Here is a 16,909-nt window from a genome sequence, read left to right on the forward strand (position 1 = left end):
CGGCCGTTTCTGTGACGGGGTCAGGAGACTGCGGTCCGGTAGCGGCGCAGGCTCAGCAGGACGGTGAGGACGAACACGGCCCCGAGCGAGGCGGCGATGGTGAGCGTGAGGTTCGGGGTGGTGGCGCTGCCGGCGGCGTCCGGGTTGCCCCACAGCCGCCGCAGGGCCGTCACCACGGCGCTGACCGGGTTCCACTCGGCGACCAGCCGCAGCCAGCCCGGCAGCCGGTCGACGGACTGGAAGGCGTTGGACAGGAAGGTCAGCAGGACGGTGACCAGCCCGGCGACGACGTTGATGGTCTCCATGTTCCGGGAGAACATCCCGAGCATCAGGCCGACCCAGAGCATCGCGTACATGAAGGCGGCGAGCAGGGCGAGCCCGGCGACGACGGACAGCGGGCCGTTGTGCGGGCGCCAGCCGAACAGCAGGCCGACCACCGTGACCACGGCCAGGCCGACCAGCCCCACGACCAGGTCGCCGAGGGTGTGGCCGAGCAGCACGGCCGGTCTGGAGATCGGCATGCTGCGGAACCGGTCGACCAGGCCACCGCGCAGGTCCGCCGCGACGGCGACCGCGGTCGGGCCGATCCCGGCCAGGCCGACCTGGGCCGCCACGCCCGCGAAGATGTACTCCTGGTAGCTGCCGCTGCCGGAGAAGGACAGCGAGCCCTGGAACAGGAAGCCGAGCACGATCATCGAGATGAGCGGGTTCATCACGATGCCGATCAGCCGGCCGGGCGCCCGGCGCAGCCGCCGCAGCCGCCGTCCGGCGACGGCGACGGACTCGACGAGCAGGGCCAGCGGGGCCGAGCGGGGGCGGGGGGTGACGGCGGTCAGCATGCCCGGCCCCCGTCCGTGCCCTCGCGCGGATCCCGGCCACCGGCCGAGCTCCGGTCCGCACCCGTGCCCCGGCCCGCGTCCAGGCGGCGCAGCTCGGCGTCGACCAGCCGGCCGATGACGGCCTGCGGCCCGGGGTGCATCAGGTACTCGTGGCCCGCGGCGATCCGGTGGACGACGACCCGTCCGTTCACGTGCGGCTCCCATCGGCCGGTCTGGTCGGCGAGTTGGTCCGCGGTCCACTCCTCGGCGGCCGCGAAGAGGTGGAGGTCCCCGGTGAACCGGCCGGGGGCGAAGCGCTCCATCAGCGCGCCGTGGTGGCGCGACAGCCGCAGCAGCCGCAGCAGCGACTCCTCGTCGAGGTCGGCCAGCGGGCCGGCCTCGCGCCGGAGCAGGTTGAGCAGCGCGTCGCGGGTGCGGCCGGGGCCAGTCAGTTCGCCGCGCCGGTGGCCGAGCGCCTCCAGGGCGCGGAGCAGGAGTTCGCGGTCGTCCTGCCCGCTCTCGTCGCGGCCGGTGGGGCCGACGTACCCGTCCAGGTCGGCCAGGAAGTCGACCCGTTCGCCCGCCTCCTGGAGCCGGACGGCGATCTCGTGGGCGAGCACGCCACCGTAGGACCAGCCGAGCAGCCGGTACGGGCCGTGCGGCCGCAGCTGCCGGATGGTCCGCACGTAGTGCTCCGCCGCGTCGCGGATGTCGGTGGGCAGCGGGGCGGCGGCGTCCAACGCGGGCGACTGGAGGCCGTACAGCGGGTAGCGCGGATCGAGGTACCGGGCCAGCCCCAGGTAGGGCAGGCTGAAGCCGAGTCCGCTGTGCACCAGGAACAGCGGGGGCGCGTCGCCGTCCGGCCGGATCGGCAGGACCGGGGAGAAAGCGTCCGCGGACTGTTCGGCGGAGACGGTCGGCCGGGCCCGCTCGGCCAGGGCCGCGACGGTGCGGTGCAGGACGACGTCCGCCACCGCCAGCCGCAGGCCGGCCGACTGCGCCCGGCCGACCAGCCGGACCGCCAGCAGGGAGTGGCCGCCGAGGTCGAAGAAGCTGTCGTCGATGCCGACCCGGGGCAGGCCGAGGACCTCGGCGTAGAGCGCGGCGAGGGTCTCCTCGACGGGGTTGCGGGGCCGGCGCGCGGCCCCGGCGGGGGTGAGGTCGGGTGCGGGCAGCCGGTTGCGGTCGATCTTGCCGTTGGGGTTGAGGGGCAGCTCGTCGAGGACGACGACGGCGCCGGGGACCATGTACCCGGGCAGGTGGTCGGCGGTGTGGTCGCGCAGGGCGGCGGGGTCGGGGGTGGTGTCGGGGGTGGGGGTGACGTAGGCGACGAGGGTGGGGCCGGTGGGGCCGTCGGTGCGGGTGATGACGACGGCGTTGCGGACGGTGGGGTGGGTGGTGAGGACGGCTTCGATCTCGCCGGGTTCGACGCGGAAGCCGCGGATCTTGACCTGGGTGTCGGCGCGGCCGAGGTAGACGAGTTGGCCGTCGGTGGTCCAGCGGACGAGGTCGCCGGTGCGGTACATCCGCTCGCCGGAGGCGAACGGGCAGGCGAGGAAGCGGGTGGCGGTGAGGCCGGGGCGTCCGGTGTAGCCGCGGGCGAGCCCGGCGCCGGCCAGGTACAGCTCCCCGGTGACGCCCGGGGGCACCGGCCGCAGCCCGTCGTCCAGCACGTACGCCCGGGTGTTGCGGATCGGACGGCCCAGCGTCACGACGCCGTCGCCCGCCAGCCCGGCCGCCGTGGACCAGATGGTGGTCTCGGTCGGCCCGTACAGGTTGGTGACCTCCTCGGCCCGGGCGGCCAGGGCGTCGGCCAGGGCCGGCGGTACCGCCTCGCCGCCGATCAGGACGCGCAGCCCGCGCACCGACTCGGGCCGGTGCAGCACGAGTTCGTGCCAGAGCGCCGGGGTCGCCTGCATGATCGTGATGCCGTCGCGTTCGAGGGAGCCGGCCAGCGCGGCCGGGTCCAGGGCGACGCCCTCCGCGCCGACCACCAGGCCGGCCCCGGACAGCAGCGGCAGGTAGACCTCCAGGCCGGCGATGTCGAAGGACCAGGTGGTGACGGCCAGCAGCCGGTCGTGGGCCTCCAGCGGGAACCGCTCCCGGACGGAGCGCAGCAGGTTCATCAGCGACCGGTGCTCGACCATGACGCCCTTGGGCCGCCCGGTGGAGCCGGAGGTGAAGAGCAGGTAGGCCAGCCGGGAGCCGTGCAGTGGCGCGGCCCGGTCGGGGTCGGTCAGCGGCCGGTCGTCCAGCGCGGCCAGCGCGGCGTCGACCTCGGGGTCGTCGAGGGCGACCGTGGGCACGTCGGTGCGCGGAAGCCGTGCGGCGATGGCGAGTTCGGTCAGCAGGAGGACGGGCGCGGCGTCGTCGAGCATCAGCCGGATGCGGTCGGCCGGGAGCGCCGGGTCGACCGGCAGGTAGCCGGCGCCGCTCTTCAGGACGGCCAGCTGCGCCACCACCATCTCCGCCGTCCGGGGCAGCGACAGGGCCACCGGCCGGTCCGGGGCGACCCCGAGGCCGACCAGGTGGCGGGCCAGGCGGTTGGCCCGGGCGTCGAGTTCGGCGTAGGTGAGGGCGGTGGAGTCGGTGACGACGGCGACGGCGTCGGGGGTGCGGGCGGCCTGGGCCTCGAAGGCGGTGACCACCGTGGTGCCGGGGTCGTCGGTGGCGGTGCCGTTGTGTGCGGTGCCGTCGTCGGCGGCGTCCTCGGTGGCGGTGTCGTTCCAGTCGGTGAGCACCTGCCGGCGCTCCTGCGCGGTGAGGACGTCCAGTCGGCCGAGCGGGAGCCCGGGGTCGTGGGCGACCTGGTCGAGCAGTCGGACCAGCCGGGCGGCCAGGGCCTCGGCGGTGGCCGGCTCGAACACGTCGGCGTTGTACTCCAGGGTGCCGACCAGACCGTCCGCGGAGTCGTCCTCGTGGCGGCGCTCGGCGACGGCGAGGGACAGGTCGAACTTGGCGCTGTCCCCGCCGACCGGCTCCTCGGTGACCGTCAACCCCGGTAGGGAGAGCGTCGGTTGGTCGTTGTTCTGAAGGGCCAGCATGACCTGGAAGAGCGGGTTGCGGCCCATGGAGCGGGCGGGGTCGAGGACTTCGACGAGTCGTTCGAAGGGGATGTCCTGGTGTTCGTAGGCCTTGAGGGCGGTTTCGCGTGCGCGGTCGAGGAGTTGGGTGAAGGTGGGGTTCGCGCTGGTGTCGGTGCGTAGGACGAGGGTGTTCATGAAGCAGCCGACGAGGTCTTCCGTGGCGTCGTCGGTGCGTCCGGCGATGGGGGAGCCGATGGGGATGTCGTGGCCGGCGCCGAGTCGGGTGAGGAGGGCGGCGAGGGCGGCTTGGAGGACCATGAAGAGGGAGGCGCCGTTGTCGCGGGCGAGTTCGGCGAGCCGTCGGTGGGTGTCGGTGGTGACGTGGAAGGGGACGGTGCCGCCGCGGTGGGTGGCGACCTTGGGGCGGGGGCGGTCGAAGGGCAGGGCCAGTTCCTCGGGCAGGCCGGCCAGCTGCTCCGTCCAGTACGCCAACTGCCGTGCGGCCAGGGAGTTCTGGTCGCCGTCCTCGCCGAGGAGCCGCTGCTGCCAGAGGGTGTAGTCGGCGTACTGCACCGGGAGGGCGTCCCAGCCGGGCGCGGTGCCGGTGGACCGGGCCGCGTAGGCGCGGGAGAGGTCCCGGGCCAGCGGGGTGGCGGACCAGCCGTCGGCCACGATGTGGTGGACCACCAGCAGGAGCAGGTGTTCCGTCGGGCCGGTGCGCAGCAGGGTCGCGCGGAGGGGCAGCTGGGTCGCGAGGTCGAAGCCGCGGGCCGCCTCCCGGGCCGCTTCCCCGGCGGCTTCGGCAGGGGTGGTCTCCCGGACGGTCAGCCCCTTCCAGGCCTCCGCTCCCAGGACCTGCTGGCGGGGTTCGCCGTCGGTCTCCGGGAAGACGGTGCGCAGCACCTCGTGCCGTCCGACCAGGTCGGCCAGCGCCGCGTCCAGGGCGGCGGTGTCCAGCGGCCCGGACAGCCGGACCGCGAAGGCCATGTTGTAGGCCGCCGAACCGGGCTCCAGGTGGTTCAGGAACCACAGCCGCCGCTGGGCGAAGGACAGCGGCAGGGCCGCGGGGCGCGGTCCGGGCCGCAGCGCGGGCCGCGCGGAGCGGTCCTGGCGCAGCCGGCCGACCAGCCGGGCCACGGTCGGGGCCTCGAAGACGTCCCGGATCGAGACGGTCGAGCCCAGGGCCGTACGGATGCGGCTGACCAGCCTGGTCGCCAGCAGGGAGTGGCCGCCGAGGTCGAAGAAGCCGTCGTCGATGCCGACCCGGGGCAGGCCGAGGACCTCGGCGTAGAGCGCGCAGAGGCTCTCCTCGGCCGGGGTGCGGGGCGGCCGGGTGCCGACGGGGGTGAAGTCGGGCGCGGGCAGCCGGTTGCGGTCGATCTTGCCGCTCGGGGTGAGCGGGAGGTCGTCGAGGACGACGACGGCGGCCGGGACCATGTGGTCGGGCAGGTGGTCGGTGGTGTGGTCGCGCAGGGCGGCGGGGTCGGGGGTGGTGTCAGGGGTGGGGGTGACGTAGGCGACGAGGGTGGGGCCGGTGGGGCCGTCGGTGCGGGCGATGACGACGGCGTTGCGGACGGTGGGGTGGGTGGCCAGGACGGTTTCGATCTCGCCGGGTTCGACGCGGAAGCCGCGGATCTTGACCTGGGTGTCGGCGCGGCCGAGGTAGACGAGTTGGCCGTCGGTGGTCCAGCGGACGAGGTCGCCGGTGCGGTACATCCGCTCGCCGGGTGCGAAGGGGCAGGCGAGGAAGCGGGTGGCGGTGAGGCCGGGGCGTCCGGTGTAGCCGCGGGCGAGTCCGGCGCCGGCCAGGTACAGCTCCCCGGTGACGCCCGGGGGCACCGGCCGCAGTCCGTCGTCCAGCACGTACGCCCGCATGTTCCAGATCGGACGGCCGATCAGGGTGTCGGCGCCGTCCGGCCCGGCGAGGACCTCGCCCCGGGTCGCGACGGCACCGGCCTCCGAGGCGCCGTAGAAGTTGAGCAGCCGGGCCCGGGGCAGGGCCCGCCGGAACGCGCGGACGGTGGCGGCGGGCAGTTGCTCCCCGCTGCAGATCCAGACCGCGCAGCCCGCCGCGCCGGACAGTTCACCGTCCCGGAAGCCGTCCAGGAAGGCGTTCAGCAGGCTGGGGACGACGGTGAGCCGGGCGATGCCGTGCCGGGCGGTGGCCGCCGCCAGTTCGGGCACGCTGCGGGCCGTGTCGGCGTCGACCAGGACGGTGGAGCCGCCGGACAGCAGCGGCGCCAGCAGCTCGGTGATCCCGTCGATCACGCTGACCGGCGACTTCGCCAGGATCGCGGCCTTCCGCTGCCCGGGCAGCTCCTCGGCGAACCAGGTCAGCCGGTTGACCAGGGCGCGGTGCAGTCCGAGCACGCCCTTGGGTCGGCCGGTGGAGCCCGAGGTGTAGATCACGTACGCCGGATGGTCGGGCAGCAGCGGGCGGGTGCGGTCCGCGTCGGTGGGGGCGGTGCCGGCCAGCGCCGCCGTGGCGCGGTCCAGCGCGGGGTCGTCCAGCAGCAGCCGGGGCAGGCCGGTCTCCGGCAGCCGTCCGGCGGTCGCCGTGTCGGTGAGCAGCAGGACGGGCGCGGCGTCGTCCAGCATCAGCCGGATGCGGTCGGCCGGGTACGCCAGGTCGACGGGCAGGTGCGCGCCGCCGGCTTTGAGCACGGCCAGCAGGGCGACGACCATCCGCGGCGACCGGGGCACCGCGAGCGCCACGGTGTGCTCCGGTCCGACCCCCAGGCCGATCAGGTGGCGGGCCAGGCGGTTGGCCCGGGCGTCGAGTTCGGCGTAGGTGAGGGCGGCGGTCTCCGTACGGGCGGCGGTTGCCGTGCGGACGGCGGCTTCGGTGCGGACGACGGTCTCGGTGCGGACGGCGACGGCGTCGGGGGTGCGGGCGGCCTGGGCCTCGAAGAGGGCGACCACGGTGGTGGCGGGGTGGCCGCCGGCGGTGTCGTTCCAGTCGGTGAGCACCTGCCGGCGCTCCTGCGCGGAGAGCAGGTCCAGTCGGCCGAGCGGGAGCCCGGGGTCGCGGGCGACCTGGTCGAGCAGTCGGACCAGCCGGGCGACCAGGGCCTCGGCGGTGGCCGGCTCGAACACGTCGGCGCTGTACTCCAGGAAGCCGTCGATCCCGGTCGGGGCGGCGAGCGCGTCCTGCTGTTCGGCCAGGAAGAAGTTCAGGTCGAACTTGACCGAGTCGGCGGCCGGCGGTTCGAAGGCCGCCCGGACGCCCGGCAGCGAGAGCTCGGGGCGGGTGTTGTTCTGGAGCACCAGCATGACCTGGAAGAGCGGGTTGCGGCCCATGGAGCGGGCGGGGTCGAGGACTTCGACGAGTCGTTCGAAGGGGATGTCCTGGTGTTCGTAGGCCTTGAGGGCGGTTTCGCGTGCGCGGTCGAGGAGTTGGGTGAAGGTGGGGTTCGCGCTGGTGTCGGTGCGTAGGACGAGGGTGTTCATGAAGCAGCCGACGAGGTCTTCCATGGCGTCGTCGGTGCGTCCGGCGATGGGGGAGCCGATGGGGATGTCGTGGCCGGCGCCGAGGCGGGTGAGGAGGGCGGCGAGGGCGGCTTGGAGGACCATGAAGAGGGAGGCGCCGTTGTCGCGGGCGAGTTCGGCGAGCCGTCGGTGGGTGTCGGTGGTGACGTGGAAGGGGACGGTGCCGCCGCGGTGGGTGGCGACCTTGGGGCGGGGGCGGTCGAAGGGCAGGGCCAGTTCCTCGGGCAGGCCGGCCAGCTGCTCCGTCCAGTACGCCAACTGCCGTGCGGCCAGGGATCCCTGGTCGCCGTCCTCGCCGAGCAGTTCCCGCTGCCAGCGGGAGTAGTCCGCGTACTGCACCGGCAGCGGCTCCCAGGAGGGGGCCGTTCCGCGGGCCCGCGCCGTGTACGCCCGGGTCAGGTCCCGGGTCAGCGGGGCGGCGGACCAGCCGTCCCAGGCGATGTGGTGGACGATCAGCAGCAGCAGGTGCTCGGCCGGGCCGGTGCGCAGCAGGGTGGCCCGCAGCGGGATCTCGGTCGACAGGTCGAAGCCGCGGCCCGCCTCCCCGGCGGCCTCGGCGGGGCCGCCGTCCCGAACGGCCAGCCCGGTCCAGGCCTCCGCTCCCAGGACCTGCTGGTGGGGTTCGCCGTCGGTCTCCGGGAAGACGGTGCGCAGCACCTCGTGCCGCCCGACCAGGTCGGCCAGCGCCGCGTCCAGGGCGGCGGTGTCCAGCGGCCCGGACAGCCGGACCGCGAAGGTCACGTTGTAGGCCGCCGAGCCGGGCTCCAGCCGGTTCAGGAACCACAGCCGCCGCTGGGCGAAGGAGAGCCGGCCGTCGGACCGGCCGTGGGCGGCGCGCCGCAGCGGTGGCCGCACCTCGCCGCCGCCCGCGAGTTCCCGGGCGACGCCGGCCACCGTCCGCTGCTCGAAGAGCGTGCGGATCGGCACCTCGGTGCCCAGCGCGGAGCGGACCCGGCTGATCACCTGGGTGGCCAGCAGGGAGTGGCCGCCGAGGTCGAAGAAGTCGTCGTCGATGCCGACGGCGGCCCGGCCGAGCGCGTCCGCGAAGATCCCGCCGAGGATCTCCTCGACCGGGGTGCGCGGCAGCCGGCCCACCGGGGCGGGGGCGCTGTCGGGGGCGGGCAGGGCCCGGCGGTCCAGCTTGCCCTGCGGGGTCAGCGGCAGTTCGTCGAGCACGACGACGGCCGACGGGACCATGTACTCGGGCAGCGCTTCGGCGACCCGCTCCCGCAGCGCGCCCGGGTCCGGTACGGCCGGGGGCCGGGCGACCACGTAGGCCACCAGCCGGTCCTCGCCGTCGTCGGTGCGGACCACGACGGCGGCCTGCGCCACCTCGGGCCGGCCGGTCAGCACGGACTCGATCTCGCCCAGCTCGATCCGGAAGCCGCGCAGCTGCACCTGGTCGTCGGCCCGTCCGGCGTAGTCGAGTTGGCCGTCGGGGCGCCAGCTCGCCAGGTCGCCGGTGCGGTACATCCGCTCGCCGGCGGGGCCGAAGGGGTCGGCGACGAAGCGTTCGGAGGTCAGGCCGGGCCGGTCCAGGTAGCCGCGGGCCAGGTTGCCGCCGACGTAGAGCTCGCCGACCACCCCGGCCGGGACCGGCCGCAGCACGGAGTCCAGCACGTAGACCCGGTGGGCCCGGGTGGGCCGGCCGATCGGGGGCCGGCCCGCGCCGCCGAGCCGCTCGCTCACCGTGGAGGCGATCACGGCCTCGGTGGGGCCGTAGCCGTTGATCATCCGCAGTCGCCCGGACCAGCGGGCCACCACGTGCGGCGGGCACGCCTCACCGGCGACGACCATGGTCAGGTCGGCGGGCAGCCGGGTGTCCTCCGGGAGCGCGGCGGCGACCACCGGCGGCAGCCCGGCGAGGTTCACCCGGTGGCGGTGGATCAGGTCGACCAGCGGCCGGCCGGGGACCCGGCACTCCTCGTCGGCCACCACCAGGGTGCCGCCGCCGAGCAGCGACAGGCTGAGTTCCCAGACCGAGGCGTCGAAGCTGAACGAGGCGAACTTCAGCACCCGGGTGTCCGGGCCGGCGCCGAAGCGCTCGATCAGGCTCGCCACCATGGCGGCGAAGCCGGAGTGGTCGACGGTCACGCCCTTGGGCCGGCCGGTCGACCCGGAGGTGTAGATGACGTACGCCGGGTGCCGGGGCAGCAGCGGGGCGGTCCGCTCCGCGTCCTGCGGGGCGTGCGGCGCCAGGGCGGCCAGTTCCGCCGCGGTGGCCGGGTCGTCGAGCAGCACCGCGGCGCGGCCGCCGTCCGCGAGCCGCGGGGCGAGGTCGCGGGTGGTGACCAGCACGGCGGGCCGGCTGTCGGCCAGCATGAAGGCGATCCGGTCGGCCGGGTACTTCGGGTCGATCGGCAGGTACGCCGCGCCGGTCTTGAGCGCCGCCAGGACGGCGCAGGTCATCTCGACCGGGTCCGGTACGGCCAGGGCGATGATCCGCTCCGGTCCGATGCCGCGGGCGATCAGCAGCCGGGCCAGCCGGTTCGACCGCTCGTCCAGTTCGCGGTAGGTCGTCTCGCGGCCTTCGAAAACCACGGCCACGGCGTCGGGCGCCTGGTCGACCCGGGCGGCGAACAGCGCGGGGACCACGGTCCGCGGGGCGGCGTCGGCCCGGCCGGCCCAGTCGCCGAGGATCCGGTGCCGCTCCTCGTCGGTGAGCAGCGGCAGCCGGCGGACCGGGACGTCCGGGGCGGCCAGGACGCTCTCCACCACGTGCGCGAAGCGGTCCAGGATGCGCACGACCTCGCCGCGGTCGTAGCGGTCGGGCCGGAACTGCGCGCTCAGCGTCAGCCGGGTGTCCGGGTACGCGAGCACCGCGAGGCCGCGCTCGCCGGCCAGCCGGGTCCGCGCGTCGCCCAGCCGCAGCTCGGGCACCAGCGCGTTGAGCCGGCCGACGTCGGCCTGCGGCTGGTTCTGGTAGCTGAACACGGTGTCGAACAGCTCGCCGGCGCCGGCGATCCGCTGCACCTCGGCCAGGCCGAGGTGCCGGTGGTCGAGCAGGGCGGTCTGCTCCTCGTCGATCCGGTGGAAGAGCTCGGCGACGGGCAGGTCCGGGTCGAGCCGCACCCGCACCGGGAGCATGTTCAGGAAGAGGCCGACCAGCGACTCGATGCCCGGAAGCTCCGGCGGCCGCACCGAGTTGACCGCGCCGAACACCACGTCGGAGGCGTCGGTGAGGCGGCCGAGCAACAGCGCCCAGCAGCCCTGGAGGACGGTGTTGAGGGTGAGGTTCTCGGCGCGGGCCCAGGCGACCAGCCGGGCGGTGAGCTCCTCGGGGAGGGCGAGGTCGACGGCCTCGGGCAGCCCCGGGTCGCCCGGGCGGTCGGCCGTCCCCAGCCGCAGCGGCTCGCCCAGCCCGTCCAGCGCCCGCTGCCAGGCGGCGCGGGCGGCCTCGGTGTCCTGGGCGGCGAGCCAGTCGAAGTACGCCCGGTAGGAGGGCGCCGGGGGCAGGGCGGACGGGTCGCCGCCGGTGGCGTACAGGGTGAACAGCTCCTGGGCGATCACGCCCATCGACCAGCCGTCCACCAGCAGGTGGTGCAGGGTCCACAGCAGCCGGACCCGGTCGGGGGCCAGCCGGATCACGGTGAAGCGCAGCAGCGGGGGCCGGGCCAGGTCGAAGCCGCGGGTCCAGTCGGCGTCGGTCAGCCGCTGGGCCTCGGCCGCCTGCTCGGCCGCGGTCGGGAGGCCGGACAGGTCGACCTCCTCCCAGGGCACCGGCACCGCGGCGGCCACGACCTGCCGGGCGTCCTCGGTGGACCGCTCGGGGAAGTGCACCCGCAGGCCGTCGTGGCGGGCCAGCAGGGTGGCGGCCGCGGCGCGCAGCGCGGCCGGGTCGAACGGCCCCTCGATGTCCAGGACGGCCTGCATCAGGTAGGAGTTCATGCCCTGCTTGTCGAACTCCGTCTGGAAGATCAGGCCCTTCTGGAGCGGTGACAGCTCCAGGGCCTCCCCGTCCGTCGCGGCGGCCCCGCCCCGCCGGGCGTGGGAGCCGTGGGCGGCCAGGGCTTCGAGCGCGCGGAACCAGGCGCGGGCGATGTGTTCGGCGTCCTCGTCGGCCAGCGCCTCCGGGGCCCAGAGCCAGTCCGCGACCAGGTGCGGCCCGTCCGGCCGGTCCTCGGTGACCGGGGTGGCCGCGAGCACGTGCCGCAGCGGCATCCGCGGGTGCACCCCGGTGCCGACGACGGCGTGCCGGGAGTCCGGCAGCCAGTCCCCGGCGCTCTCGTCCGGGTCGGTCTGGAAGCGGCCGAGGTAGTTGAAGCCGAGCTCCGGCACGCCGTGCCGGGCCAGCGCGGCGACGGTCTGCGGGTTGAGGTGGCGCAGCAGCCCGTAGCCGAGCCCGTGGTCGGGCAGCCGGCCCAGCTGCCGGCGCACCCGGCGCACCGCCGCGTCGAGCGGCTCCCGGTCGGCGTCGCCGAGGTCCAGCCGCACCGGGAAGACACTGGTGAACCAGCCGACGGTGCGGGAGAGTTCGGCCTCGTCGGTGAACGGCTCGCGGCCGTGGCCCTCCAGTTCGACGGTGACGGCGCCGGCCGGGCGGCCGCGGTGCCGGCGCCAGTCGGCGACGGCGAGCGCGAGGCCGGTCAGCAGCAGGTCGTTGATCTCCCCGCCGTAGCCGCGGCGGGCGGCGGCGAGCAGGGCCGCGGTGGTGTCCGCGGGCAGCTCCAGCCGGAGCCGGTGCGCGGTGCCGTACACGTCGCGCTCCGGGTCCAGCGGGCGGGCGCCGAGCGGCTCCCGGCCCGCCGACTGCTCGGCCCACAGCGGGAACTCGCGCACCCGCTCGGCGGTGCGGGCCTGCTCGCCGAGCAGCTGCGACCAGCGGCGGTAGGAGGTGCCGACCGGGTCCGGGTCCAGGCCCCGGCAGGCGGCGGCGAGGTCGTCGACCAGGACGCGCCAGGAGATCCCGTCCACGCACAGGTGGTGGGTCAGCCACACCAGCCGGCCCGGGCGGCCGGGCCCGGCGTCGAGCAGCACGAGCTGGGTCACCGTGCCGGCCTCCGGGGCCAGCCGGGCGCGGGCCGCGTCGATCTGCTCGCCGACGGCGGCGGCCAGCGCGTCCGGGTCGTCGGCGAGCGCCGAGACGTCGACCCGGCGGACCGCGTCGGCGGCCCGGACGGCGCCCTCGGGCAGGGCCTCCAGGGACCACAGGCCGTCGGCCACCACGGTCAGCCGCGACCGCAGCGCGGCGTGGTGGTCCAGCAGGACGGCGGCGGCCGCGGTCAGCCGGTCGAGGTCCAGGCCGGCCGGGGTGGTGAGCACCTGGTACTGGCTGTACTGCCGGGTGCGCTCGTCCAGGACGGCCAGGTCCTCGCGCAACTGGTGGGCGATCGGCAGGAGTTCGACCTCGCCGGTGTCGTCCGGCGCGGCGGCCGGGCGGGTCGCCGCACCCGGGGAGCCCGGCGCGGCGAGCGCCGCGACGGCCGCGGGGGTGTGGTGGGTGCGGATCTGCAGCGGGGTGACGGTCAGTCCGGCCCGGCGGGCGTGGCCGACCGCCAGGATGGCGCTGATGCTGTCTCCGCCCAGCTCGAAGAAGTTGTCGGTGGGGCGGACCTCCGGCACGCCGAGGACCTCGGCGAACGCGGCGCAGACGATCTCCTCGGCCCGGCTGCGCGGGGTGTCCGGCCGGGCCGGGGCCTCGGCGGCGGGCCCCGGGTCCGGCAGCGCCCGGCGGTCGACCTTGCCGTGCGCGGTCAGCGGCAGGGCGTCCAGGACCAGGACGTCGCGCGGCACCAGGTGGTCCGGCAGGACGGCGGCCAGGCGCTCGCGGACCGCGGCCGGCCGCAGCTCGGCCCCGGCGCGCGGGACGCAGTAGCCCACCAGCCGCTTGCCGCCGCCGGCGCCGTCGACCGCCCGCACCACGGCGTCCGAGACGTCCGGCAGCGCGCGTAGCGCCGCCTCGATCTCGCCGAGCTCGATCCGGTGGCCGCGCACCTTCACCTGGTTGTCCCGGCGGTCCAGGAAGACCAGCTGCCCGTCCCCGTCCCACACCACGCGGTCGCCGGTGCGGTACATCCGGCTGCCCGCCGGGCCGTACGGGTCGGGCACGAACGCGGCGGCGGAGCGGGCCGGGTCCGCCAGGTAGCCGCGCCCGACGCCGGCGCCGCCGACGTACAGCTCGCCGGGCGTGCCCTGGGGTGCCGGGAGCAGGGCGTCGTCGAGCACGTAGAGCCGGGTGTTGCGCACCGGGCGCCCGATCGGGACGGAGCCGCGCGCCGGGCCCCCGGGCCCGAGGTGGGCGTGGGCGACGTCGTCTGAGCACTCGGTGGGCCCGTACGCGTTGACCAGCCCGACCAGCGGGTAGCGGTCGGTCCAGCGCCGGCACAGGTCGGCGGGCAGCGCCTCGCCGGTCGCCACCAGGTGGCGCAGCGCGGCCAGCCGGGGGCCTGCGGCGGTCAGGTCCCAGGCGTCCAGGGCCGCGCGCAGCAGCGAGGGGACGACCTCCAGGACGGTGACGCCCTCGGTGTCGGCGAGGGAGAACAGCAGGTCGGGGTCGGCCGCGGTCTCCCGGGGCACCACCCGCACCCGGCCGCCGACCACCAGCGGCGCGAGCATCTGCCACACCGACACGTCGAAGGTGACCGGGGCGTTGTGCACCACGGTGTCGGCCCGGTCCAGCGCCAGGTCGTCGACCTTCGCCAGCAGGTGGTTGACCATCCCCGCGCGATGCACCATGGCACCCTTCGGCGCCCCGGTGGACCCGGAGGTGAAGATCACGTACGCCAGGTCCAGCGGGGCACCGAGGACGGGCGCGAGGTCCTCGGCGGCGTCCCGGTCCCGGGCGGAGACCTCCAGCACCCGGATCGGCCGGCCGGCGGCGGCCACCGCCCGCTCGGCGAGCGGCCGGTGGGCGGCGTCCGCGACCACGGTGCCGATCCCGTTGTCGACGAGCAGGGCGACGGTCCTGGCCTCCGGCGCGTGCGGGTCCAGCGGGACGTAGGCCGCGCCGGCGCCGATCACGCCGAGCACCGCGGCGATGAAGTCGGCGCCCGGGGCGACCAGCAGGGCGACCGGGCCGGTGCCGTCCACCCGGCGGGACAGGGCGCTCGCCCGGCCGACCAGTTCGGCGTATCCGGTCGTGCCGCCGTCCTCGACGACCGCGACCGCCTCGGGGTGCCGGGCGGCGACCTCGCGGATCCGGGCCACCGGGCAGTCGAACTCCGCCAGGCGCTCCGGCCCGCTCGCCCGCCGCAGCCAGTCGGCGCGGTCCCCGGTGGCCACGGCCAGGCCGCCGACCGGCCGGTCGTCCCCGGCCTCGGCGAACCGGTCCAGGAAGGCCACCAGCCGGGCGAGGTGCCCGTCGATCTCCGCCCCGGTGTAGCGGTCCGGGTTCCCGTTGAGGTGCAGTTCGATGCCGGCCCCGGCGGTCTCGACCACGGTGACCATCAGGTCGTCGATCAGCCCGGTCGACAGGTTGACCACCCGGGCGGTGCACGGGCCGAGGGCCAGCTCGGTCTGCTGCGGCAGCAGGTTGACGAACGGTCCGAACGGCCGCCGGTCGTCGCTGCGCAGCCCCATGGCGCGGCGGATCGCGCTGACCCGGTGGCGCTGGTGGCGGAGCACCTGGGCGAGTTCCCGGGAGGTCCGCCGCAGCAGGCCGGCCTTGGTCACGGTGGGGCGGACGGGCACCCGCAGCGGCAGGTAGTTGGCCAGCATCCCGGGGATCGACCGCTCGTGGGCGGTCAGCCGGGCGGTCACCGGCAGGGTCAGCAGGACGTCCTCGACGCCCGTCATCCGCTGGGTGTACACCGCGACCGCGGCCATCACCGCGGTCGGCCAGGTGACGTCCGCGCGGCCGGCGGTGGCGCGCAGGTGGACGCAGGTGGCGGGGGACAGGGCGGCGGTGCGGCGCAGGAAGCCGCGCGGCGGGGCCGCCGGGGGCTCCCGGTGGGAGAGGTCGGCCGGCTCCGGCGGCTCGGGGAACCGGCGCTGCCAGAACTCCGCGTCCCGCCGGGCCCGTTCGGAGCCGCGGTGGGCCGCCTCGGCGGCGAGCAGGTCGGCCAGCGGGGGCAGCGCCGGGCCGGGGTCGCCGCCGTCGGCCCCGTACAGTTCGGCCAGCCGGCGCCAGAGGACCACCTGGCTGAAGCCGTCGCACAGCAGGTGGTGGACGGAGAGGTAGAAGAACGCCCGGTCCGGGCCGAGGGTGAGCACGGCGAGCCGGAACAGCGGGAAGCCGGCGGGGTCGTACGGCTTCGCCAGGTCCGCGTCCATCCAGCCGGCCGCCGCCGCCGACGGATCGGCCTCGGCGCTGAAGTCCACCTCGTCGAGCGGGAGTCCGGCGATCTCGCGCAGGCGCTGGCGGGGCTCGCCGTCGACGTCGAGGAACTGCGCGCGCAGGCACTGCGCCTCCTCGACCAGCCGGGCCAGCGCGGCGCGGAAGCGGGCCCGGTCCAGCGGGCCGCGGACGTCCAGGTAGCCGGCCGAGTTGTACGCGTTGTTCCCGGCCGACCCCTGGACGTCCAGCCAGATCTCGGTCTGGCCGGCCGTCAGCGGCAGCGTGGTCCCCAGGACCGATGTCATCACAGGCTCCCCACGGAGGTCGGGCCGATCGAGGCGAGGCCGGAGCCGGGCGGCGGCGCCGCGCCGTCCAGGGCGTCCGGGCCGAAGGAGTCCAGCACCCACGCGTCGTCGTAGACGGTGTCCAGGTAGCGTTCGCCGAGGTCGGGCGCGATGGCCACCGCCGTCAGCTCCTCGTCCGGCCGGTTGGCGCGCAGCCAGCGGGTGGCCCCGCTGAGCACCGTGCCGGTCGAGCCGCCGAGCAGGAAGCCCTCGCGCAGCAGGGCGCGGCAGGCCCGGACGGTGTCGGTCTCCGGGACCAGCACGGTGTCGTCCACGTAGGACTCGTCGAGGATCGGCGGCCGGACGCTGGTGCCGATGCCCGGGATCAGCCGGCCGCGCGGCTCGTGGCCGAAGTTGACCGAGCCGACGGCGTCGATCGCGACGATCGTCACCCCCGGGTTGTTCTCCCGGAAGTACCGGGCGCACCCCATCAGGGTGCCGGTGGTCCCGGCGCCGACGAACAGCACGTCCAGCTCCGGGAAGGCCTTGGCGATCTGCGGCCCGGTGGTGCGGTAGTGGGCGGTCCAGTTGCCCGGGTTGGCGTACTGGTTCAGCCAGTGGAAGTCCCGGTGCTCGGCGCACAGCCGGGCGACCAGGTCGAGCCGGGCGCCGAGCAGGCCGCGCTGCGGGTCCGGCTCGGTCACCACCCGCACGTCGGCGCCCAGGCGCTGCATCAGCCGCCGGGAGACGGAGGTGCAGCGGGAGTCGGTGACGCAGACGAAGGTGAGCCCCCGGCTGGCCGCGACGAGGCTGAGCGCCACGCCGAGGTTGCCGGAGGAGCTCTCCACGACCGTCATCCCCGGCCGCAGCTGCCCGGACCGGAGGGCGGAGTCCACCATCTCGCTCGCCGCCCGCAGCTTGACCGAGCCGGCGAAGTTGAACCCCTCGCACTTGAGGTACAGCGGACGGCCGACCATCCGTCGGAGGTCGACGTACAGGTCCTCGACGTCGAATTCCTGCGGTGTCGTGATAACTGGCATGCGTCTACTCCCACCCGGTCGTTCCGTGGTAGCGGGT

3 protein-coding genes are annotated in these 16,909 nt (G+C 75.7%); all 3 read right to left on the minus strand.

Annotated features, from left to right (window positions below; all coding sequences use genetic code 11):
• Positions 1–20: 20 nt before the first annotated feature.
• The 3 genes from ACFY0X_RS09535 to sbnA are packed head-to-tail and all read right to left on the minus strand — an operon-like array spanning position 21 to position 16,872.
• Complete coding sequence (locus ACFY0X_RS09535) at positions 21–839, minus strand: ABC transporter permease (protein ID WP_387751208.1); 819 nt, start codon at positions 837–839, stop codon at positions 21–23.
• Positions 833–15,853 carry an amino acid adenylation domain-containing protein gene (locus ACFY0X_RS09540; protein WP_387751211.1) on the minus strand — a complete coding sequence of 5,007 codons (15,021 nt, stop codon included), beginning with the start codon at positions 15,851–15,853 and terminating at the stop codon, positions 833–835. Before ACFY0X_RS09540 ends, ACFY0X_RS09535 begins: the two co-directional genes overlap by 7 nt.
• On the minus strand, positions 15,853–16,872 hold the full coding sequence (gene sbnA / locus ACFY0X_RS09545; protein WP_387751214.1) for a 2,3-diaminopropionate biosynthesis protein SbnA: 1,020 nt from the start codon (positions 16,870–16,872) through the stop codon (positions 15,853–15,855). The genes ACFY0X_RS09540 and sbnA overlap by 1 nt, the downstream gene beginning before the upstream one ends.
• Positions 16,873–16,909 lie beyond the last annotated feature (37 nt).

Origin of the sequence: Kitasatospora sp. NPDC001547, from assembly GCF_042894165.1 — a bacterium.
GTDB lineage: Bacteria > Actinomycetota > Actinomycetes > Streptomycetales > Streptomycetaceae > Kitasatospora.